The 23,582-nt window shown below is 45.1% G+C and carries 18 protein-coding genes; 6 read left to right on the forward strand and 12 right to left on the reverse strand.

The features are described from left to right. Nucleotides 1-9: 9 nt before the first annotated feature. From tgt to MSG33_RS19850, 3 genes are all read right to left on the reverse strand, one after another. Entirely contained in the window at nucleotides 10-1,158 is a 1,149-nt protein-coding gene (gene tgt / locus MSG33_RS19840; protein ID WP_005391577.1) for a tRNA guanosine(34) transglycosylase Tgt, read from the reverse strand. Between the two features lie 150 nt (nucleotides 1,159-1,308). Next, nucleotides 1,309-2,361 (reverse strand): tRNA preQ1(34) S-adenosylmethionine ribosyltransferase-isomerase QueA, encoded by a 1,053-nt coding sequence (gene queA, locus MSG33_RS19845; RefSeq protein WP_046874341.1) that lies wholly within the window; start codon nucleotides 2,359-2,361, stop codon nucleotides 1,309-1,311. A gap of 270 nt (nucleotides 2,362-2,631) precedes the next feature. Beyond that, nucleotides 2,632-3,798: a serine protease gene (locus MSG33_RS19850; RefSeq protein WP_248381832.1), complete on the reverse strand. Its 1,167-nt coding sequence runs from the start codon at nucleotides 3,796-3,798 to the stop codon at nucleotides 2,632-2,634. A gap of 323 nt (nucleotides 3,799-4,121) precedes the next feature. Here MSG33_RS19850 and MSG33_RS19855 point away from each other — a divergent pair, with 323 nt between their 5' ends. Continuing rightward, a complete protein-coding gene (locus MSG33_RS19855; protein ID WP_005391583.1) occupies nucleotides 4,122-4,571 on the forward strand; it encodes a CBS domain-containing protein in 450 nt (149 codons plus the stop codon). Nucleotides 4,572-4,695: 124 nt separating this feature from the next. On the opposite strand, the gene aceA is transcribed toward MSG33_RS19855, so the two are convergent. From aceA to MSG33_RS19870, 3 genes are all read right to left on the reverse strand, one after another. Beyond that, complete coding sequence (gene aceA, locus MSG33_RS19860; RefSeq protein WP_005391585.1) at nucleotides 4,696-6,009, reverse strand: isocitrate lyase; 1,314 nt, start codon at nucleotides 6,007-6,009, stop codon at nucleotides 4,696-4,698. Between the two features lie 120 nt (nucleotides 6,010-6,129). Next, complete coding sequence (aceB, locus tag MSG33_RS19865) at nucleotides 6,130-7,758, reverse strand: malate synthase A (protein ID WP_054868178.1); 1,629 nt, start codon at nucleotides 7,756-7,758, stop codon at nucleotides 6,130-6,132. A gap of 606 nt (nucleotides 7,759-8,364) precedes the next feature. Then, nucleotides 8,365-9,270, reverse strand: coding sequence for a hydrogen peroxide-inducible genes activator (locus tag MSG33_RS19870; RefSeq protein WP_248381834.1), 906 nt, complete (start codon nucleotides 9,268-9,270; stop codon nucleotides 8,365-8,367). 199 nt (nucleotides 9,271-9,469) lie between these two features. Here MSG33_RS19870 and MSG33_RS19875 point away from each other — a divergent pair, with 199 nt between their 5' ends. From MSG33_RS19875 to ppk2, 3 genes are all read left to right on the forward strand, one after another. Beyond that, nucleotides 9,470-10,081 carry a peroxiredoxin C gene (locus MSG33_RS19875; protein ID WP_005381738.1) on the forward strand — a complete coding sequence of 204 codons (612 nt, stop codon included), beginning with the start codon at nucleotides 9,470-9,472 and terminating at the stop codon, nucleotides 10,079-10,081. A 277-nt stretch (nucleotides 10,082-10,358) separates the two neighbouring features. Further along, entirely contained in the window at nucleotides 10,359-11,108 is a 750-nt protein-coding gene (locus MSG33_RS19880; RefSeq protein ID WP_170903118.1) for a copper homeostasis protein CutC, read from the forward strand. Nucleotides 11,109-11,178: 70 nt separating this feature from the next. After that, nucleotides 11,179-11,955, forward strand: a complete 777-nt coding sequence (gene ppk2, locus MSG33_RS19885; RefSeq protein WP_248381836.1) for a polyphosphate kinase 2 — start codon at nucleotides 11,179-11,181, stop codon at nucleotides 11,953-11,955. Nucleotides 11,956-12,017: 62 nt separating this feature from the next. Here the strand turns inward: ppk2 and phoU are convergent, their stop codons facing one another. From phoU to MSG33_RS19905, 4 genes are read right to left on the reverse strand one after another with little or no spacing between them, the layout of a single operon-like run. Next, entirely contained in the window at nucleotides 12,018-12,716 is a 699-nt protein-coding gene (gene phoU / locus MSG33_RS19890; RefSeq protein ID WP_005381744.1) for a phosphate signaling complex protein PhoU, read from the reverse strand. 30 nt (nucleotides 12,717-12,746) lie between these two features. Further along, complete coding sequence (pstB, locus tag MSG33_RS19895; RefSeq protein WP_005381745.1) at nucleotides 12,747-13,565, reverse strand: phosphate ABC transporter ATP-binding protein PstB; 819 nt, start codon at nucleotides 13,563-13,565, stop codon at nucleotides 12,747-12,749. Between the two features lie 2 nt (nucleotides 13,566-13,567). Further along, nucleotides 13,568-15,241 carry a phosphate ABC transporter permease PstA gene (gene pstA / locus MSG33_RS19900; RefSeq protein WP_248381838.1) on the reverse strand — a complete coding sequence of 558 codons (1,674 nt, stop codon included), beginning with the start codon at nucleotides 15,239-15,241 and terminating at the stop codon, nucleotides 13,568-13,570. Between the two features lie 30 nt (nucleotides 15,242-15,271). Next, on the reverse strand, nucleotides 15,272-17,476 hold the full coding sequence (locus tag MSG33_RS19905; protein WP_248381840.1) for an ABC transporter permease subunit: 2,205 nt from the start codon (nucleotides 17,474-17,476) through the stop codon (nucleotides 15,272-15,274). A gap of 207 nt (nucleotides 17,477-17,683) precedes the next feature. Here MSG33_RS19905 and ppk1 point away from each other — a divergent pair, with 207 nt between their 5' ends. Beyond that, on the forward strand, nucleotides 17,684-19,774 hold the full coding sequence (ppk1, locus tag MSG33_RS19910) for a polyphosphate kinase 1 (protein ID WP_248381842.1): 2,091 nt from the start codon (nucleotides 17,684-17,686) through the stop codon (nucleotides 19,772-19,774). Then, nucleotides 19,758-21,263 carry an exopolyphosphatase gene (ppx, locus tag MSG33_RS19915; protein ID WP_243327021.1) on the forward strand — a complete coding sequence of 502 codons (1,506 nt, stop codon included), beginning with the start codon at nucleotides 19,758-19,760 and terminating at the stop codon, nucleotides 21,261-21,263. The genes ppk1 and ppx overlap by 17 nt, the downstream gene beginning before the upstream one ends. Before the next feature lie 34 nt (nucleotides 21,264-21,297). On the opposite strand, the gene MSG33_RS19920 is transcribed toward ppx, so the two are convergent. Together MSG33_RS19920 and phoR are read right to left on the reverse strand one after the other, a co-directional pair. Continuing rightward, nucleotides 21,298-22,257 (reverse strand): phosphate ABC transporter substrate-binding protein, encoded by a 960-nt coding sequence (locus tag MSG33_RS19920; RefSeq protein WP_164666614.1) that lies wholly within the window; start codon nucleotides 22,255-22,257, stop codon nucleotides 21,298-21,300. Then, complete coding sequence (gene phoR / locus MSG33_RS19925) at nucleotides 22,257-23,555, reverse strand: phosphate regulon sensor histidine kinase PhoR (protein WP_005383667.1); 1,299 nt, start codon at nucleotides 23,553-23,555, stop codon at nucleotides 22,257-22,259. Before phoR ends, MSG33_RS19920 begins: the two co-directional genes overlap by 1 nt. Nucleotides 23,556-23,582 lie beyond the last annotated feature (27 nt).

Consider the following 23,582-nt stretch of genomic DNA (forward strand, 5'->3'; position numbering starts at 1 on the left):
TAATTCTTTTTAGTCCGTCAATGACTGTTCTTTTGCTAGTGGTGGCACTTCACGGCCACGACGCTCATAGAACTCAGTAACAAACTCATCGAAACGATCTTCATCAATCGCTTTACGAATACTTTCCATCAGACGCTGGTAGTAGCGTAGGTTGTGGATCGTATTCAGACGAGCACCTAGAATTTCATTACAACGCTCTAAGTGATGAAGGTACGATTTACTATAGTTTTGACAAGTGTAACAGTCACAGTGCGGATCCAGCGGGGTTGTATCCGTTTTATGTTTCGCATTACGGATCTTGATCACACCACCAGTCACAAACAGGTGACCATTACGCGCGTTACGCGTTGGCATTACACAGTCAAACATGTCGATACCGCGGCGAACACCTTCAACCAAGTCTTCTGGTTTACCCACGCCCATTAGGTAGCGAGGTTTGTCTTCTGGAAGCTGCGGACAAGTGTGCTCAAGAATACGGTGCATATCTTCTTTAGGCTCGCCTACTGCCAGGCCACCAACCGCGTAACCGTCAAAACCGATTTCCGTTAGACCTTTTACCGACACATCACGTAGATCTTCGTAAACACCACCTTGAACAATACCAAACAGGTTGTTCGGGTTTTCTAGCTTCTCGAAGTGATCACGTGAGCGCTGTGCCCAACGTAGCGACATTTCCATCGATTTCTTCGCTTCATCGTGTGTCGCTGGGTATGGCGTACACTCGTCAAAAATCATGACGATGTCAGAACCTAGGTCTTTTTGAATTTCCATCGACTTTTCTGCGTCCATGAAAATCTTGTCACCATTAACTGGGTTACGGAAGTGCACACCCTCTTCGGTAATAGTACGCATCTTGCCAAGGCTGAATACTTGGAAGCCGCCTGAATCAGTAAGAATAGGACCGTGCCAGTTCATAAAATCATGCAAGTCGCCGTGCATTTTCATGACTTCTTGACCTGGACGCAGCCAAAGGTGGAACGTGTTACCTAGTAGGATTTCTGCGCCCGTACCTTTCACTTCTTCTGGCGTCATGCCTTTAACCGTACCGTAAGTACCAACTGGCATAAACGCTGGGGTTTGAACAGTGCCACGTTCGAAAGTCAGTTGACCACGACGCGCATTGCCGTTTTTCTTCTTAAGATCGAATTTTAATTTCACGATGCCTCCGGGTGTCAGAGAAACAGTCTGACTGAGTGTTTAGGGCTCTACCCTACTTTAAGGAGCGGTCGCTTTTCCTTGCGAGAGATAAAGCAGAGGTTCTGCTCTATTTCCTAGCTTACTGCTAGCACTCGTAAATCTTATTTTTTACTAAATCGTTTTCTTCTTGATGAACATTGAATCACCATATGAGAAAAAGCGATATTTGTTTTCTACCGCATGCTTGTAAGCATTCATGGTGTTCTCATAACCTGCAAATGCACTCACCAACATGATCAGTGTGGATTCTGGCAGGTGGAAATTGGTAATCAAGCAATCCACAAGCTGATATTCGTAGCCAGGGAAAATAAAGATTTCTGTATCACCAAAGAATGGGACCAACTCAGTCCCTTTTTTCAATGCGTCTTGCGCTGCGCTTTCAAGTGAGCGTACCGATGTAGTACCAACAGCAATAATTCGTCCACCTCGCGCTTTCGTCGCTTTAATTGCTTCGACGACTTCTTGCGGTACTTCTACGTACTCAGCGTGCATATGGTGATCGTTGATGTTTTCTACTTTTACTGGCTGGAATGTACCTGCCCCAACGTGCAAAGTGACGTAAGCAAACTCTGCGCCTTTCGCTTTGATTTTCTCTAGTAGAACATCATCAAAATGAAGACCCGCTGTCGGCGCCGCTACTGCGCCTGGCTTCTGGTTATATACGGTTTGGTAACGCTCTTTATCTGCATCTTCATCTGGGCGGTCAATGTAAGGAGGAAGTGGCATGTGGCCGATTTCTTCCAAAATTTCTAATACCGTCTTATCAGCGTTAAATTTCAGTTCAAATAGAGCGTCATGACGCGCCACCATTTCTGCTGAGTATTCATCATTCTCGCCAACAATGATGGTTGTACCTGGTTTTGGAGATTTAGAGCAGCGAACGTGCGCGAGGATGCTTTTCTCGTCAAGCATGCGCTCCACCAGCACCTCTAGCTTACCACCCGACTCTTTACGACCAAAAAGACGAGCAGGTATAACACGAGTATTATTAAACACCACGAGATCACCGGGTTGAACTTGGCCCAATACATCAGTAAATGTGCCATCAATTAGCTCTCCGGTATTGCCGTCCATTTGTAATAGTCGGCTAGCGGTACGCTCTGGCTGAGGGTAACGAGCGATAAGTTCATCTGGAAGGTCGAAATGGAAATCTGATACTTGCATGTTACTTGTCTTATATATTGGTCAAATCACGTCTAGGACGACGATAAAATTGCGACGAGTTTTTCGCAGCAGACTAGTATATGTTTACATGCTGCAATAGCAAGCAAATCCCCAGAATATCACTGTAAAAGCCATGATGAAGAGTGTAATAAAACGTGAAAAACCGCGATCACTTGGCATTGTTTTTCAGTTTAAGCCGACAGAAATGGAACATTAAAAAGCAAAGCAGCGCATAACGCTGCTTACTCGTTTGGTATTCAAATCGCCCTATCAAACCTCACGCCTTCGCCACCACGCCAAGGGTACGAATAGACCCAATAGCCACAGACCCAGACTGCCACCATCATCATCTGACCCTTTGAAATCACAGTTATTGGTTGCAATACCGTCGTGACACTCTTTATCTCCGCCGACTTCGTTATTAGCCTCTTTAATAAAGTTCGGTGCAATGATGTAGCTACTTGGTGGCGCATCGGCAGTAATGTAAGACTGTACCCAGTCGTAATATTGGCTCACCTTGGTGTAGAAACTTGGAATCGTCAAAGAGCCACAAGTCGGAAGAATGAGAGGTCCACCGCTAACAATACCAATCTGTTTTCCCGTAGCCACATCGACCAGCGGCCCCCCACTGTCACCTTTACATGCAGAGTTACCATATTGGGTGTGGCTATCCGGCTCTAATACTCGGTTTTTCGTTGGTAGCGTACAAATTTTGGTTTGGTTTTCTCTTGAGTCGATGATCCCCGGAAAACTGCTGCCAATTTCTAAACGCTCATAACATTTGTCGATGGGTAAAAATGTACTAATGGTGGTTTTGAGCGTATTGGAAGGTTCAGAAGCATCCGGCTGAGTGGTCCCCCACCCAAACACTTGCACATTTTCGACACGTTGATTGGTCAGGTAATTATCGTTCCAATCCGCTGCCAAACGCGCTTCGATACTCTCCATGTCGGCTTTGTTTGCTAAGTCAGCAAAGCTCGCATTTGCCACTGGGCGCGTGAGATACAGCAACGCGATGTCTGAGTCTAAACCGGTTTGTATAGGTTTCACGTTACCATTACTGTCGGTCTCAGCTTTTGAAATCCGCGTGTAATCAGGGTGAACCACAACGTGAGACACCGGATAGAAGTTATCAAGCCCTGCTGAATTAAGTTCATGCACATTCGCATTCACCGACAACTCGCCCGGCGGGGTCACATAGTAGCTTGCTTCGTTCGTTCCCTGCCCCATTACCACGCAGTGTGCCGCAGTCAACACCCACTGCTCCGTCAGCATGGTGCCGCCACACAGTGGGAACTCTGCCATATTACTTGCTCGTAAAGTAACGCGGTCAACAGAGTCGGTTAGTTCATCTCCTAACACAATCGCCTGTGCTGATTGCATACTGAATGCCGCCACTGCCAGCGCAATGAGTTTGTTACACTTTGTTCTTTTCATTTAGGTTGCTGTCTTCAATTTGGTAAGCCTGAGCGTATCTTCTTCGAGAGACGAATCTTGGAAAATCCAACGAATAAAAATGTGCGATTCAATTCATTGGATTACCTTGGGTACACATTCAATATCAATCAAAAATGCCAACTGACTCGCACGCAAACCGACTTATTCAAATTAATAAAAACGTCGATAAGACACAGATTACGCAGACAAAAAGAAGCGCAAGTGTATTGTGCTATTTAATTGATGAAAAACGAGTTAGCTCCCAGATATACAGAAAAATATTCTCTATATTTAAGAGAAGGACAATGCCGCTGGAGGTCTCTATGATCAAGGTTGAAGACATGATGACTCGTAATCCTCATACCTTACTGCGCACGCACACCTTGCGTGATGCAAAAAGCATGATGGATGCGCTTGATATTCGACATATTCCGGTTGTTGATGCCAATAACCACTTACAAGGCTTGGTGACTCAACGCGACATTCTTGCTGCTCAAGAATCGAGCTTGCACCCAGATGAGGCTGAACAATCTTTTACTCTAGATACACCGCTCTACGAAATGATGCACACTAACATCATGACGGCCGAACCCATCGCGGGGCTTAAAGAGAGCGCTATCTACATGCAAAAGCACAAAGTTGGCTGTTTACCTGTTGTCACCAAGGGTCGATTGGTAGGCATCATTACTGACAGTGACTTTGTGACCATTGCGATTAACTTATTGGAACTGCAAGAAGAAGTGGAACCCGAAGAAATCGAGCCAGAAGAATAATACGCAAACGCGTTATCTTGGGTGTAAATTTCGTTTCTTAAACGTTTTAAACGAAAAAAGAGCGGCAGGGTTGCCGCTCAAAATGCCATTACTGACGCTGATTAAGGAAGTGTTTCTCTGCCAATTAGAATTGGTCTTCTTCGGTCGAACCTGTCAATGCGGTCACTGAAGAGTTACCACCTTGGATAGTATTGGTCATTCTATCGAAGTAACCTGTACCTACTTCTTGTTGGTGTGCAACAAATGTATAGCCTTTTTCTGCCGCCTGGAATTCAGGACGCTGAACTTTCTCAACATAATGACGCATACCTTCACCTTGAGCATAAGCGTGTGCCAGTTCGAACATGTTGAACCACATGTTGTGAATACCTGCTAGCGTGATGAATTGGTACTTGTAGCCCATGTCTGCCAGCTCTTGTTGGAACTTAGCAATAGTTTCTGCATCTAGGTTCTTCTCCCAGTTGAAGGACGGCGAGCAGTTGTACGCCAACAATTGATCTGGGTATTCAGCGTGAATCGCTTCTGCAAACTTACGTGCTTCTTCCAAACATGGCGTAGCCGTTTCACACCAAATCAAATCTGCATATGGTGCGTAAGCCAGGCCACGAGAGATGGCTTGGTCGATACCAGCGCGAACGCGGTAGAAACCTTCTTGAGTACGCTCACCTTCAATAAAGTCTTTATCGTATGGGTCGCAATCTGACGTAATGAGATCCGCCGCATTCGCATCAGTACGAGCAATAACTAATGTTGTTGTACCCGCTACGTCAGCAGCCAAACGAGCTGCAACGAGCTTTTGTACCGCTTCTTGCGTAGGAACTAATACCTTACCACCCATATGGCCACACTTTTTCACCGATGCTAACTGGTCTTCAAAGTGAACGCCCGCTGCGCCTGCCTCGATCATCGATTTCATGAGCTCGTAAGCGTTAAGCACACCACCAAAGCCTGCTTCAGCATCCGCTACGATAGGTAGGAAGTAATCAATACCACCTTCATCTTCAGGCGATTTACCTGCTGACCATTGGATTTGGTCTGCACGACGGAACGAGTTATTGATGCGTTTTACTACTGACGGTACAGAATCGACTGGGTATAGAGACTGGTCAGGATACATCGTCGAAGCGGTGTTGTTGTCCGCCGCTACCTGCCAACCAGATAGGTAAATCGCTTCAATACCAGCTTTAGCTTGTTGAACAGCTTGGCCGCCAGTTAACGCACCAAGACAGTTTACGTAACCTTTTTTCGCGCTACCGTTGACCAGTGACCAAAGTTTGTCTGCACCACGTTGTGCAATTGTGTTAGCTGGTACCATAGAGCCACGCAGTTCCACCACTTCCTCAGCAGTGTATGTACGCTTTACATTTTTCCAGCGCGGGTTAGTTGCCCAGTCTTTTTCCAGAGCTTCAATTTGTTGGCGGCGAGTTAAGTTAGTCATTGGTCTATCCCTCTTTATAATTTGCACTTTATGCGTGTGCGTTGAGTTTCCGTTCTCAGGCAGTACTTCCCTATCTGCCTTGAAAATCCTTCACGTTATTGGTGTTACAGTTATTCTTTATTAATCCAGGTAGTCATAACCAGGAACTGTTAAAAAGTTGGTCAGCTCATCGCTCGTAGTGAGCCTTGCCATCAAGTCTGCCGCTTCTTCAAATCGACCCGCTTGGTAGCGCTGCTCGCCAATTTCTTGTTTCACGACTTCAATCTCTTCTTTTAGATAGAGCTCGAACAGATCCTTAGTGACCTTCAATCCGTTATCTAGCGACTTGCCGTGTTGAATCCATTGCCAGATCGAAGCTCGGGAGATTTCTGCCGTTGCTGCGTCTTCCATCAGTCCGTAAATCGGCACACAACCGTTGCCAGAGATCCAAGCTTCGATGTATTGCAGCGCAACGCGAATATTGTGGCGCATTCCGGCTTCTGTACGCTCGCCTTCACAAGGCTCGAGTAGTTCAGCCGCTGTAATAGGTGCATCCTCTGAACGACTCACATCCAATTGATTGGTGCGCTCGCCCAGTACAGCACTAAAAACTTCCATCGCGGTGTCAGCCAAACCTGGATGAGCTACCCAAGTACCGTCGTGACCGTTGTTTGCTTCTAGCGATTTGTCAGTCTGGATCTTGTCTAATACTTTTTGATTCTCTTGCGGGTCTTTCGCTGGGATAAAGGCGGCCATTCCTCCCATCGCGAAAGCACCTCGTTTATGACAAGTACGCACCAATAATCGCGAGTAAGCGTTCAAGAATGGCTTATCCATCGTGACCACTTGGCGATCTGGCAGTACGCGTTCAGGGTGCTTCTTCAAGGTTTTGATGTAGCTAAAGATGTAATCCCAGCGACCACAGTTCAAACCAACGATGTGTTCTTTAAGTGAGAACAGAATCTCATCCATTTCGAATACGGCTGGTAAAGTTTCAATCAGCACAGTCGCTTTGATGGTGCCTGTATCAAGACCGAAATAGTCTTCCGTGAAATGGAACACTTCGCTCCACCACTTCGCTTCGTGATGCGATTGCAGTTTTGGAATGTAGAAATAAGGGCCGCTGCCTTTTTGAAGTAACGCTTTGTAGTTGTTATAGAAGTACAGAGCGAAATCAAATAGCGCACCTGGAATGATCTGACCGTGCCACGTAACGTGTTTTTCTTTTAAATGAAGGCCGCGAACACGGCAGATCAACACCGCTGGGTCATCTTCCAGCTGATAATGCTTGCCATTGCCAGGGTTGGTGTAACTGATGGTGCCATTCACGGCATCGCGTAAATTCACTTGCCCATCCAGCACTTTACTCCATGCTGGAGACATTGAATCTTCGAAGTCTGCCATAAACACTTTCACATTCGCATTCAGTGCGTTAATCACCATCTTGCGATCAGTTGGTCCGGTAATCTCCACACGGCGATCTTGCAGATCTTGTGGGATTCCCAGGATCTTCCAGCTTCCTTCACGGATGTCTTGTGTCTCTGGTAAAAAGTCTGGCAGCTCACCTGCATCGATACGCGCTTGCTTCTCTTCTCGTGCTTCCAGCAACTGCTCAACACGTCCGGCAAATTTTTCACACAGTAGAGATAAAAAGGTTTGGGCTTCAACAGGGAAAATTGCTTGATGCTCTGGAGCAACGACTCCATTCACCTCAAGCATGCCTTGGGTTTGCTTTAGTTGTTGTGTTTTTTGTTCTGTCTGAGCAAGCATAATCATTCATCCTTAACGTGCTTTATCCATCTTGGGCAGTCAGCGTAAAGCTACATTTGTAAGTTATGAACAACAAATTACATCCTTTAACTTTGTGTTCAACTCGTCTAGCCATGTCGATAGATTGCGTAATGTTATGTGTATTTTCAATCTAGACATAAGTCTTATCGGCCTTTAAATAAGCTATCTCAACAAAGGGTTTAACGAAACCCCCAAGATAAACAAAACAGAAAATTCGAAGTTTTATTCGGCAGGGTAAAAACCGCCTATCGAACACCTGTTTTTGTAAGTTATTACGTAATTAAATTACATTAATTTTAAGGTCGATTTATCATTTCAAACGAGTGTATGAATATAGACTGGCAAACAAACACCTTGTATTCACAAGGGCTGGCAAGGTGGATTCAAACAAGGGTCAAACAAGACATACAAGGTTTTGTGTAAAATTAACATTGTGAAATTTCACTATTTTATGAAAGCTTCATCAAAGAAGAGCTGTAAAATTTTACAAGTCAAAGTTCACCAACAGAATAAAATACTAGAAAGCGCACTGTTTTCAGTGCGCTTTTAGATAAATAATGGAGATGTAGAGGCTAATACTAATAGCTAAAGCAGTTCGGAAACGACTTCTGCAAGCTGATTAAATGTTTTCGTTCTTGATGAACTCGGACGCCAAACTAAGCCAATTTCACGATAGGCTTGCTTTCCTGGGGGATCGATCACGACTAAATTCTGGTTATGCAGCAGGCCGTGGTCGATAGCCATTTGAGGAATGAACGTCGTTCCCAAACCATTCGCAACCATTTGCACCAAAGTATGAAGGCTGGTTGCTGTAAACGGATTGATTTTTTCTTTATCTGTTAATTTACACGCAGATACCGCGTGTTCCGTTAAACAATGCTCTTTCTCTAATAAAAAGACGGATTCGTCAGGTAAATCTGCGTAACGAATCGGCACAGGCACCGATTGGGCTTGATTCGCACTAATAACCATTCGAAACGGATCCTTACCCACCACTCGACTTTCCATACCGTCAATTTCAACTGGCAACGCTAAAATGAGTACATCCAACTCACCGTGTCTAAGCGCTTGAAGTAAGTTTGTTGTCGTGTCTTCTCTTAATAAAAGATTCAGTTGTGGGAAACGGTAGTTAACCTCTTGCACCAAATCACACAGTAAAAACGGAGCAATTGTTGGTATACATCCCACTTTTAGCTGGCCTTGCATATCGTCGCCTTGGCACATACGTCCAAGCTCGACCAAATCTTGCCCTTTTGCTAACAGCTCTCGCCCCTGCTTTACTACCACTTCTCCTGTTTGGGTAAAAACCAGTGGACTTTTCTTGTCTTTCTTTTCATACAATGGACAACCAATCAATTCCTCTAAGTTTTGAATACCTTTACTTAAAGTCGACTGACTAACAAAACAACGCTCTGCAGCGTCACTAAAATGTCTTGTTTCATGCAGTGTGACTAAGTAGTGCAACTGCTTCAAACTGGGCCATTTATTCATAATTGTATTTGTATCTACCGCCGTTCCAGTGATCGAGTTAAGAGTTTTGCTATTATCGTTTTTTTCGATTAACTCAATCTATTTATTTCGCTTTTTTCAATACTACAATCTGTACTATAGTTTGTCTCGTACAAACACGGACCAAACCGACACAACTGAATTCGGTTTGGAACTAACCATACTTTTTAGGAGCAAAAAAATGGTACTAGTAGGTCGTCAAGCCCCTGATTTTACTGCAGCAGCTGTTCTAGGTAACGGTGAAATCGTTGAAAACTTCAACTTTGCAGAGTTCACTAAAGGTAAGAAAGCAGTAGTATTCTTCTACCCACTAGATTTCACTTTCGTTTGCCCATCTGAGCTAATCGCATTCGACAACCGTCTAGCTGATTTCCAAGCTAAAGGTGTTGAAGTAATCGGTGTTTCTATCGATTCTCAGTTCTCTCACAACGCATGGCGTAACACTGCTATCGAAGATGGCGGTATCGGTCAAGTTAAGTACCCACTAGTTGCTGACGTTAAGCACGAAATCTGTAAAGCTTACGACGTTGAGCACCCAGAAGCAGGCGTTGCTTTCCGTGGTTCTTTCCTAATCGACGAAGAAGGCGTTGTACGTCACCAAGTAGTTAACGACCTACCTCTAGGCCGTAACATCGACGAAATGCTACGCATGGTTGACGCTCTTAACTTCCACCAGAAGCATGGCGAAGTATGTCCTGCACAATGGGAAGAAGGTAAAGCAGGTATGGACGCATCTCCAAAAGGTGTTGCAGCGTTCCTATCTGAGCACGCAGCTGACCTAGGCAAAAAATAATAGACCTTCACCCTAGCTCAACGGGTGTGATGGTTGGATGTATATAAAGCAAAAAGCTAATGCGGAAAACCGCAAACGCCAATCAGTCTAAGTAAAGTCCTATCAAAGCCCAGAGCAAATGCTCTGGGCTTTCTTTTACCTTCAGATAAACCGCCAAAATGAGGTAACGCTGTAGCGTAAACTTTACCTCTATTTCTCATGCCCTCCATACAGATTCTGCTTACTGGCCCTGTTAATATCTTAGCCACAACACTTATTTGTAACGTTAGCAGGATGAATGAACGTGGTTACTCACCTAGAAGTCTGTATCGATAATATTGAATCTCTGCACTACGCCATTGCTGGCGGCGCCACTCGGATTGAGCTTTGCTCCTCTTTGGCTTTAGGCGGGCTAACACCCAGTTATGGCTTTATGCAGCAAGCCGCTAGGATTTCGACTATTCCTATTTATGCCATGATTCGCCCGCGCCAAGGTGACTTCTTCTACAGTGAAGAAGAGATCGAAATGATGCGTTGGGATATTGAAGCGGCTCACCAATCGGGCTTGGATGGTGTGGTTTTAGGTGTACTCACTCAAGAGGGGGATATCCACATGCCCTTTGCAACAGCACTGTGCGAATTCGCACAGGAATTAGGGCTGGGCGTAACGTTCCATCGTGCTTTTGATCAATGTAGAAACGCTCAATCAGCATTGGAAGAGGTCATCAGTTTGGGCTGCGAACGCATTCTCACTTCAGGGCTAGCACCTTCTGCGCCAGCAGGCCAGAAAGCACTTAAATCTCTTGTTGAACAAGCCCAAGGACGCATTGCAATCATGGCGGGTGCTGGCGTTAATGCAAGTAACGTACGTGCATTAGTAGAAGACACTCAAGTTCCTGAAATCCATCTGTCAGGCAAAACGACTCGACCTAGTAAAATGAACTTTGTTGCTGAACAAAGCAAAATGGGCGCAACTGATGTCGATGATTTCTTAATCCCCATCACAAGTACACAAGCCATTACCGATGTCGTAGCAGCTCTCAAATAGACCACCGTAACCTCACACGCATAGCTTTTGAGTGCTAACATATTGTTTATCAAGGAGTGAGGAAAGGTGTATGTCTAAATTGAAGAAAAAGGAATACGAAAAGGAGCTCAAAAACCTGCAAGTTGAGCTCGTAAAACTTCAAGAGTGGGTCAAACACAAAGGGTTAAAAGTGGTGGTTCTGTTTGAAGGCCGTGATGCTGCGGGCAAAGGCGGGGTGATTAAACGCATCACAGAAAAGCTAAACCCGCGTGTTTGTCGCGTGGTCGCTCTACCTGCACCGACAGAAAAAGAAAAAACGCAATGGTACTTCCAACGTTACGTCGCTCATTTGCCATCTGCTGGTGAAATCGTTTTATTTGACCGAAGTTGGTATAACCGAGCAGGTGTCGAAAAAGTCATGGGGTTCTGTACTCCAGACGAATACGAAGAGTTTTTACGCTCTTGTCCTGAATTCGAAAGAATGTTGCAACGCTCTGGGATTATTCTGATTAAGTATTGGTTTTCGGTTTCAGACGAAGAGCAGGAAAAACGTTTTCTAGGTCGAATTAATACGCAGATCAAACGTTGGAAATTCAGCCCAATGGATTTGGAGTCACGTTACCGCTGGGCGGAGTATTCGGAGGCAAAAGATAAGATGTTTGCCTATACAGACACGAAAAACTGCCCTTGGTGGGTCGTCCCTTCTGATGATAAAAAGAAAGCGCGCTTGAACTGTATCAGCCATTTACTTAGCCAGATTGATTACAAAGCACTTGAGTACTCACCCATCGAATTACCTGAACTCAATAAAGAAGGTTACGTCAGAGCGCCCATTGATGACCAGACCTTCGTTCCTGATAAATATTGACGTGCTTTCCCTCTCCCTAATAAATAGACCAGACTAAAAGCTGGTCTATTTGTTGAAATCAGTTACTTCAGTACGTCATCAATACTTTGATCACCTAGATGGCGTACATCTTTCCCTTTCACGAAGTAAATAATGTATTCACAGATGTTCTGGCAGCGGTCACCAACACGCTCAATCGCGCGTGCCGACCACATCACTTGCAGAATGTTGGGGATATTTTTTGGATCTTCCATCATGTAGGTCATCAACTGACGAATTACCGCTTCATATTCGGCGTCTAGCTTGTCATCTTGTTTGTGCACCTCTGCTGCCGCTTCTACATCCATGCGGGCAAACGCATCTAAAACCTGATGCAGCATATTAATAGCCTGACGGCAGAGAGGCTCTAACGACACTTGGAATTGTCGTTCTTTTGATGATGGGCTTTCAATGGCAACGTAAGCAATACGTGTCGCCACGTCACCGATACGTTCTAAATCAGTGATCGTTTTGATGATAGCCATGATTAAGCGTAAGTCTTTTGCCGTTGGCTGACGCTTAGCAATAATGCGTGTGCAGGCGTCATCGATCGAGACTTCCATCGCATTCACTTTATGATCGTCACGCACAACCTTACGCGCCAGTTCGATGTCTTCTTTATGCAAGGCTTGAATAGCATACGAAAGCTGCTGTTCTACCAAGCCACCCATGGTTAATACATGAGTACGAATCGATTCTAGCTCTACGTTAAATTGTCCTGAAATATGACGTCCAAAGTGCATGATGTTCCTTATTCCGTATAGAGTCGCGACTTAACCGTATCGACCCGTAATGTAATCTTCGGTCTGTTTCTTCATTGGCGAGGTGAAGATCGAGTCCGCGTCAGAGTATTCAATTAACTTACCCATATGAATGAATGCGGTGTGATCACTCACTCGCGCCGCTTGCTGCATGTTATGGGTAACGATAACAACAGTATATTGAGTCTTAAGCTCATTGATAAGCTCTTCAATAGTTAAAGTTGAGATAGGATCCAACGCTGATGTCGGCTCATCCAATAACAGGACTTCCGGCTCAATCGCCACCGCGCGCGCAATGACCAAGCGCTGTTGCTGACCACCAGATAAACCAAATGCGTTCTCATGCAAGCGGTCTTTTACCTCATCCCACAACGCCGCCGAGCGCAAGGATCGCTCCACTGCGTCATCTAAACTGCGGCTGTTTTTTACACCTTGTAAGCGTAAGCCATAAACTACATTTTCATAAATAGACTTAGGAAATGGATTGGGTCTTTGAAACACCATCCCCACTCGGCGTCGAAGTGTCGCAACATCGACATTGGGATGATAAACATTCTTGCCATGTAGACGGACTTTACCTGTGACTCGACACCCTTCCACTAAGTCGTTCATGCGATTGATGCAACGTAATAACGTCGACTTTCCACACCCTGAAGGACCGATAAAAGCGGTGACTCGCCCTTTGGGAATTCGCATCGAAATATCATGCAGCGCCTGAGTTTGACCATAGAACAGATTAAGGTTCTCGATTGAGATTGCTGTTTGTTCATCCGTTAAATTATGAACGTCCAATGGTGGCTCATAACCTAATGTACTATCAAAATTAAACATACTTAATCTTGTCCTAACGTTCTGTATTTTTCTCGTAAATTATTGCGAATACTGATTGCTGTTAAGTTTAGCCCGACAATCACTGTCACGAGTAAGAAAGAGGTGGCATAAACTAATGGTCGCGCCGCTTCGATGTTGGAGGTTTGAAAGCCAACATCGTAAATGTGAAAACCTAAATGCATGAACTTTCTATCTAAATGCACATAAGGGAATTGCCCGTCAACCGGTAAACTGGATGCCAATTTCACGACCCCCACCAGCATCAGTGGCGCTACTTCGCCAGCTGCACGCGCAATCGCAAGGATCAAACCTGTGATAATAGCTGGCGTCGCCATAGGTAAAACCACACGCCATAGTGTTTCGAACTGAGTTGCACCAAGCGCCAGAGAACCATGTCGTACGGAGCTCGGAATACGAGTTAAACCTTCTTCAGTCGTCACAATCACAACTGGAAGCGTCAGCACGGCAAGAGTTAGTGCAGACCATAACAACCCCGGCGTACCAAAGGTTGGTGCCGGTAGCTTCTCCGCATAGAATACGTTGTCGATAGAGGCACCTATCGTATAAACGAAGAAGCCTAAACCAAACACGCCATAAACAATCGATGGAACACCCGCTAGGTTTATAACTGCAATACGAATAACTCTGGTTAGAGCGTTATTCTTAGCATATTCATGTAGATAGATAGCGGCGATCACCCCAAGTGGCATCACAATGATCGACATAATGAGTACTAAGAAAACCGTACCAAATATCGCAGGGAACACGCCTCCTTCGGAGTTTGACTCTCTTGGATCTTCAGATAAAAACTTCCAAACCTGTTTTCCCCAATGCATGACTTTATCAGGCAGTGACATTTGGTTTGGATACCAGTAGTCCAAAATATCTTCGAGCGGAATCGATACTTGTGACCCGGTCATATCCTCGACAATCAAGGCATAGTCAGAGAGCTGAAGTCGTAAACCATCAAGTTGCAAATCTAACGTCTCAAGCGCTTTCTCTATCTGCTCTTTTTTCGTCTGATTTTCCTTTAAGAAGCTTTCTGTCAGCGTGTCATTCAATTCATGCTTGCGCTTTTCTAATCGCAACTGCTCTAGCTTCCAACCAAGCTCTTTAAGCTGATCGACCACCAAAGAATCAATCTCATGGCGCAGAGTTTCTGCATCATCAAGCTTTTTATTTAGTACCGATTGAATATCACTGGTGTATATATTATCGCCATCTTGAAACGCCACCAGCTTACCAAAGAAATAACCACCGCTACTGCGCTCTATCACCGCCCACTCTTCTGGCGTCGTGGGCTCATCCAACTGCATTTGCAATACGGAGATAAAATCGGCGGGATACAACTCTCGGTTAGCGATTTTGATACTGAGTCGCGTGGCAAAATCTTCATCGTCTTCTAACTGTTGTGCTGCGCTTTCAGGCAAATAACTCTTCGGTACAAAGCTGCGCTCATACACTTGACCAATCAGAATAGTATTTTCATGTAGCACTTCGCCTTGTACAGGAGTCAGCGCTGCAACATTCCACTGATACAAGGGCGCTGGCCAAAAGTAAGTCAGGCCTTTCCAGCCGATAAGGAGTAACAACCCTAATACCGACAACAAACTGATGCTGACTGCACCGCCTGTTAGCCATATCCACGGTGCGCCAGAACGAATCCAATTTAACACGTTATTACTCGCTCTTTATTCAAACCATTATTACAACGCACGATACTTATCTCTCAGTCTCTGACGAACCCACTCCGCAAGCGCGTTTACTGCAAACGTAAACACAAATAAAATCAATGCAGCTAGGAACAGCAGGCGATAATGCGAACTTCCAACTTCCGACTCTGGTAACTCAACGGCGATGGTCGCCGACAGGCTGCGCAATCCTTCCAAAATATTCCAATCCATTAATGGCGTATTGCCCGTTGCCATTAACACAATCATGGTTTCGCCAACAGCGCGTCCTAGGCCCATCATAATGGCAGAAAAAATACCTGGGCTTGCAGTAAGCAAGACAACATAGATTAAAGTTTGCCAAGGCGTGGCCCCTAATGCCAAAGAGCCATCCGATAAATGCTTCGGTACAGAGAAAATGGCATCTTCGGCAATGGTAAAAATCGTCGGGATAACAGCAAACCCCATCGCTAACCCCACCACCAATGCATTGCGTTGATCGTAACCAATACCATGCTCGGTTAAGAATAAGCGCATATCGCCACCAAAGAACGTCTGCTCAATCGTAGGCGAAATCCACACTCCAAGCCCAATCAGTACCAATATGACAGGCATGAGCACTAAAGCATGCCAACCATTAGGCAGACGATTCCGCAAAGGTTGCGGTATTAATGCCCATAGCCCGCCCATGATCATGGTGCTCAAGGGCAAAACAAACAGCATAACGACGATCGTAATCAGGTGATCTTCGACAATAGGCGCGAACCACAGCCCCGCGAGGAAACCAATGATCACCGTCGGCAGAGCTTCCATTAGCTCGATCGACGGTTTTACGACACGACGCATACGTGGCGACATAAAGTAAGCCGTATAAATAGCACCTAGCACTGCGAGCGGCACTGAAAACAGCATCGCAAACATTGCCGCTTTTATCGTCCCGAACGCAATAGGTACTAGGCTGAACTTAGCCTCAAAGTTATCGCTCGCCGAAGTCGATTGCCACACAAATTCAGGCTCAGGATACCCTTCGTACCACACTTCTTGCCATAATGAGGACAAGGAAATTTCCGGATAGGCATTGTCCACTTCCGCAACATTTAACTCATTATTTTGCCAAGTGATTAAGTAGCGTTCATTGTTAGACATTGCTGCGATTGCGGGCGCTTGATTGTACGCACGCTTAAACAACACCAGTTTTTCACTGGTTGTATAATGGCTTTGCAACGTGCCGTTGGTGTAAAAGCTATAAAATCCTTTGCGATGAGAATCCGGCAACAAATACTTAAGCTCTGATGCCAATTTAAAATCACGAATATGCGTTAACGTGCGTCTCTCTTCTTGCAGCGTATCAAACCATTGCGACACCCGACCATCGTTGTGCGTCACCAAAAGCGAGTAAGCACCAGCCAATAAGTCTATCGTACGAACGGAGTGCTTCTTATCACCTTGAGTGAGATCGACCACCTCTCGCACAGCAAATTTACGTGCGGTTTTCTTTAACACGATCAACTCAGAGCCATCGCGCAAATAAAGCGTTTCACCATCAGGTGTCAACAACATTTGCTGAGGCGTATCAAAGCCTGAAGAGAACGTAAAATCGAGCGTTGTAGGAGGCGTACCCAGAGACGAAGCCACTTGCCAGCGAGCTTTCACTTCACCGCTTTGCGTCTGCCAAACAACCGTTGGTAAGGGCGTCGAAGCTGCAAACACAAACTGAGTCACAGGATCTTGAGGCGTACTCAGCGTCAGATCCATGCTGGTGTCTAGCTCAATCACTTCCGGAGGACGTGTATTTTCTCTCAACGTGGCATTAAATTCTGGCTTGAAAAGGTTAGCTTTACCCTGCCCATCAACAAATCCATACCAACCTAGCCCAGGAGCAGATTGAGAGAAAGCGACGGGTTCCTGGACGATTTGCTGTTTATACACCGTAGGTTTCGTAGGATCGTCCATCGACAAATATTGAATCTCACCACTTTGGGTTAGAACGAACGCAAGCTGAGCGTAATCATCCACTGAAATCGCCAGTGGTGTTTCAATATGAGTGGCTCGAATGGCTTGGTTGGTTTTGATCTCCGCATCAGAAAAAAGCGGAATGATCACCATGGCGAGGTAGACAAAGATCAAAATAAGCGCCGCGAGTACGCCGACACCACCGGATGTCACTGCAAGTCGAACTAAACGATCTTTTATCAGTCGTTTCTTATCTTTTTCCTGCAATGAAAACTCGGCTTGTGCCATTTAAATCTCTACCTTTTTTGACTTAGTACTAGAATATGTCGTTAAGATGACAATTATATTACAGATCACATTAAACACCTGAAAAGAATACAACTCTTATGCAATGCGTGGTATGAAATAAATCTGTAATGAAAATCTCATAATGTTCTCACTCATCCATTTTTCCAAGATGAGTACGTATTACTTCACTTTTGGCTAGGTAAGGTTATGAGCGCAGAAAAACTATATATAGAAAAAGAACTTAGTTGGTTGTCTTTCAACGAACGAGTATTACAAGAAGCTGCCGATAAAACCGTCCCTTTGATCGAACGTATTCGCTTTCTTGGGATTTTTTCCAACAATTTAGATGAATTTTACAAAGTACGCTTTGCGGACGTGAAGCGCAGAATCCTAATCAGCCAAGAGCGCGGTGGCAGCGATAGCCCTAAACGACTGTTAACCAAAATGCAGTCGAAAGCACTCAAGCTTAACGAACAATTTGATGAGCTTTACAGCGAATTGATTCGAGAAATGGCGCGACGTCGCATTTTCTTGGTCAACGAGCAACAACTGGATGAATCGCAGCAAAAGTGGATCGCGAAATACTTCCGTAGAGAGGTCATGCCGCATATCACCCCTCTGCTAATGAAAGATGAGATCGATGTTCTGCAATTTCTCAAAGACGAGTACGCTTACATCGCCGTAGAGCTACGTAAAGAAGAGCATTACCAATACGCTCTGATCGAAATTCCGACCGATCACCTTCCCCGCTTTGTGATGGTACCAGAACAGAAAGGAAAGCGTCGAAAAACCATCATCTTACTTGATAATATTATCCGCCACTGTTTGGATGAGCTATTCAAAGGCTTTTTTGATTATGATGAGCTTAGCGGCTATGCGATGAAAATGACGCGTGACGCCGAATACGATTTACGCAACGAAATCGAATACAGCTTGCTCGAACAAATGTCTGAAGGTGTCAATCAGCGACTGACAGCAAAGCCCGTTCGCTTCGTCTACGAACGTGATATGCCGCCCCAAATGCTAGAGTTTCTTTGTAACAAGCTCAATATCTCTAATTACGATAACCTTATCCCCGGCGGCCGCTATCACAATTTTAAAGACTTCATTGCGTTTCCAAATGTTGGGCGAGAGTACCTTGAAAATAAACCGCTTCCACCAATGAAATGCGCCGATTTCGAAGGTTACGCTAACAGCTTTGATGCGATTAAAGCGAAAGATATTCTACTCTATTACCCCTACCACACTTTTGACCACATTAGTGAGTTGGTACGCCAGGCCTCCTTCGATCCAAAAGTACTTAGTATCAAGATTAACATTTATCGCGTCGCGAAAGATTCTCGCTTGATGAACTCATTAATTGATGCGGTGCACAACGGAAAAAATGTCACAGTGGTCGTGGAGCTGCAGGCTCGCTTTGATGAAGAAGCCAATATCGAATGGTCAAAAGTGTTGACCGAAGCTGGTGTGCACGTCATCTTCGGAGCGCCTGGCCTTAAGATTCACTCAAAGCTATTGATGATCAGTCGCCGTGAAGGTGAAGAAATTATTCGCTACGCGCACATCGGCACAGGCAACTTCCATGAGAAGACGGCACGAATTTATACCGACTTCTCTCTCCTTACCGCAGATCAAGAAATCACTAACGAAGTTCGTAATGTCTTCGGTTATATTGAGAATCCATACCGCCCAGTGAAGTTCAACCACCTCATGGTATCTCCACGTAATTCTCGAACCCAAATCTACCGCTTAATTGATAATGAAATTGCGAATGCCAAGCTAGGAAAGAAAGCCGCTCTTACGATCAAGGTCAATAACCTAGTCGATAAGGGCATCGTCAATAAGCTATATGGAGCAAGTACTTCCGGTGTAAAAATAAACATGATCATTCGAGGCATGTGCTCATTAGTACCGGGCATTGAGGGGATCAGCGACAATATTCGCATCATCAGTATTGTTGACCGCTTTTTGGAACACCCACGCGTGGTGATTACCCATAACGATGGCGATCCGCAAGTCTATATCTCTTCTGCTGACTGGATGACAAGAAATATCGATCACCGCATTGAGGTGGCGGCGCCAGTCCGTGATCCACGTTTGAAACAGAGAATTATTGATATAACGAATATCCATTTTACCGATACAGTAAAGGCTCGTTTTATAGATAAGGAAATGAGCAACGCTTACGTACCACGAGGTAATCGCAAAAAAGTTCGTTCTCAAATCGCTATCTATGACTATCTTAAAAATATAGAAAAGCAAACTAGAAAACAAAATTCAGATGCCTCAAATACTTGAACAAGATACTCGCTACATTGCCGCGATAGACCTCGGCTCAAACAGTTTCCACATGGTGGTGGCCAAGGTTGTAGGCAGTGACTTACAACTGGTTAGCCGTCATAAACAGCGTGTTCGCTTAGCATCAGGACTCGACAGTGAATTGAACTTAAGTCATTCCGCGATGGAACGTGCGTTAGAGTGCTTAGCCATGTTCGCTGAGAGACTGCAAGGGCTTGATGAGTCGAATGTGCGTATCGCCGCGACACACACACTAAGACGCGCTAAAAATGCTCATCTATTCATTGAGCGTGCGAAAGAAGTGATGCCCTTCCCAATAGAAATCATCCCAGGGGAAGAAGAAGCCCGCCTGATATACTTAGGTGTCGCTCACACTCAAGTAGAGTCAAACTCCAAGTTGGTCGTTGATATTGGCGGCGGCAGTACCGAAATGATCATTGGACAAGAGTTTGAACCTGAGCTTCTCAACAGTAAACAGATGGGATGCGTCAGCTTTACAGAGCAATATTTTAAAAACGGCAAACTGTCTGGGAAAAACTTTAATAAAGCGATGTTAGCCGCCGAGCAAAAACTCGAGTCCATCGCTTCAGCATACCGTAAAAAAGGCTGGGATATCGCTCTCGGCTCATCAGGAACCATCAAAGCGATTCAAGAAGTGCTAGTAGGATTAGGTTTTGAAGATGGCCTGATCACCGCGAAGAGACTGGACACGCTTATTGAAACTCTGTGTAATTTTGATTCAATTGAAGAGATTGAACTGACAGGTTTAACAGAAGAACGTAAGCCCGTATTCGCGGCAGGCGTGGCGATTTTGTCCGCGATTTTCAAAGCGCTTCGCATTGAGCAGATGTTTTTCTCCGATGGTGCTCTGCGCGAAGGTCTGTTGTACGAAATGGAAGAGCGTTTTGCGCGCTCCGATATACGTATGCGCACAACAGAAAATTTAGCCAACAAACACCGGGTTGACTTAGAACATGCTGCTCGTGTTAAAGGCCATGCACGTGAGATGTTATGTCAGGTGCGCTCTGAACTAGGCATTAAGAAAAAGAGTGAGTTATTTGACTTACTAGAATGGGCAGCATTGCTTCATGAAGTCGGATTAAGTATCAACTTACGTAGCTTCCATCGCCACTCTTTCTATATTCTGTTGCATTCCACTCTTCAAGGCTTCAACCGTGAACAGCAATTAGTGCTCGCAACATTAGCCCGCTTCCAACGCAAAGCACTTAAACTGCAAGAACTGCCAGTTTTCAACCTCTACAAACAAAGTGACGTGATAAGCCTCATCAAAATATTACGACTTTCTATCGTATTAAATGGACAGCGTAACGAAGATCCATTGCCTGACATCACTTTATCCATCAAAAATGATGAATGGATTCTTACGTGCACAGATAAAGCATGGCTAGAAAACAACAAATTGCTTCATGCTGATTTACAGGAAGAACAAGAACGATGGAGCAGCGCGAAGTGGACACTCACTTTCTGATCTCGCACTGTTCACGCCTAAACAAAAAGTCGGCTTATAGGCCGACTTTTTTTAATTCTTCTTCTGCAAAATCTGCTGTAATGGGCACATAGCCATCTTTCTCAACCAACGCTTGCCCCTGAGCGGAGAAAATAAAGCGAATAAACTCGGCTTCTATTGGTGTTAATGGGTAATCCGGGTGCTTATTCACATATACATATAAGTAACGTGATAGTGGGTACTTACCACTAACAATATGTTCTCGCGTTGGCGTCACATAGTCATTTCCCATTTTTGCCACAGGAACTAAGCGTACACCTGCCACTCGATAACCGACACCGGAATAACCAATTCCACTGATGGTTGACGCTACAGCTTGCACAACTGACGCGGAGCCTGGCTGCTCGTTTACTCGGGTCTTGAAATCGCCGCCACACAAGGCATTGCTTTTGAAGTAACCATAAGTTCCAGAAACGGAGTTACGACCAAACAACTGTACGTTTCGCTTTGCCCACTGTGATTCAAGACCGAGTTGCTGCCAGTTTGTGACAAATTGACTTTCACCACAGCGCAGTGTTGCAGAAAACAAAGCATCTAACTGACTAAAGCTGAGCCCTTGAATTGGATTGTCTTGATGGACAAAAATACCGATAGCATCGATCGCAACCCTAAGCGCCGTTGGCTTGTAACCATGTTCACGTTCAAACGCTTCGACCTCTCTTAAACGCATCGGGCGACTCATGGGACCAAACTGAGCTGTTTGTTCGGTCAATGCAGGGGGCGCCGTGGAAGAGCCAGACGCTTGGACTTGCGCATTAATATTCGGGTAAATGGATTTAAACTCTTCAACCCAAAGCGTTGTCATACCCGCAAGTGTATCGGATCCAACAGAGAGCAAATTCCCGACAATCCCCGTCGTTTTATGATAACTCGGCAATGGTTTATCTTGAGCGGCAGCCATACAGGAACAAACAAGCGCGAATAAACTAAATGTTTTTGCCAATCGTAACGCCATTATTTCACCACCAAACGCTCAGGCAATACGAAAGAAAACTTACTGCCCACACCTACTTCACTGTGAATTTCTAAATGAGAGTCATGGTGACTCAGCGCATGTTTCACAATAGCCAACCCTAACCCACTCCCTCCGGTATCGCGTGATCTTGCTTTATCGACGCGATAAAAACGCTCAGTAAGTCGATGGAGGTGCTGAGGTTCTATACCATCACCACTATCCTCCACCTCTAAGCATGCGCCTTGAGATGTCTGGAACCAACGAACATTAATGTTTGCACCAGGTGGTGTGTATTTGACAGCATTATAAACAAGGTTGGAGATAGCACTGCGTAACTGGTCATCATCGCCCAGTACGCGTAGGCTAGCATCAACATCAAATTTCAATTTATGTTGGTTGTCTCCACTAAGGCTAACCGCCTCTTTTTCTAACACTTCAAGCATCGCAGGTACATTCACGACTTCTTCAAGCTCATGCATAGGTGCCGCTTCAATTTTAGATAGCGTCAGTAATTGGTTCACCAAACTGTTCATGCGGTTGAGCTGCTCCGTCATGACGCCATGCGCTTTGCTCCACATTGGGCCCACAACCATGTCAGGGTCTTCTGTCATCTCTAAATAACCTTGTAGCACCGTCATTGGTGTACGCAGTTCATGAGAAACGTTAGCAAAGAAATTACGGCGCATTCCCTCAAGTTGTTTTAACTGGCTAACATCACGCACCACCATCAAATGTTCACCTTCGGTATACGGTACGATACGTAGTTCTAGCATGCGTTCGACATTGAGTGGTGAACGCATTTCCAATGGCTCAGAGAAGTCTTTCTTGTTGAGGTACTTGATAAAGTCAGGCGTACGGATGAGGTTGGAGATAGGTTGACCAGAGTCTTCCGGCCAATGGAAACCCAATAAGTGTTGAGCCAGTTTGTTACACCAAACGATATTGCCTTCAGCACGGAACACCACGACGGCATCGGGTAACGATTCCGCACCATTTCTGAATCGGCGAATGAGATTAGTAAGCTCTTTGCGTTTACGACGTTGGCGCTGCTGTAAGCGATACAAGCCATTGAACAAAGATTCCCAGTTACCGCTACCAGACGGTGGCGTGAGGCGCTTTTCATCCCATAACCAAGAAGATAAACGTACTTGGTTATGCAAATGCCACACAAGCTGCAATGCCGTAGCTGCCAAAAGCAACCACGGCATATAACCGAATATCCAACCTACTATCACCCATGGGGTGTAAAAAAAAGCCAGCTCCCAGGCCAGCTTTTTCCACGTTAATCTTTCAACCACTCATAACTCCAGAAATGGTACCGATAA

This window comes from Vibrio sp. 1CM7H (genome assembly GCF_023161645.1).
Classification (GTDB): Bacteria; Pseudomonadota; Gammaproteobacteria; order Enterobacterales; family Vibrionaceae; genus Vibrio; species Vibrio diabolicus.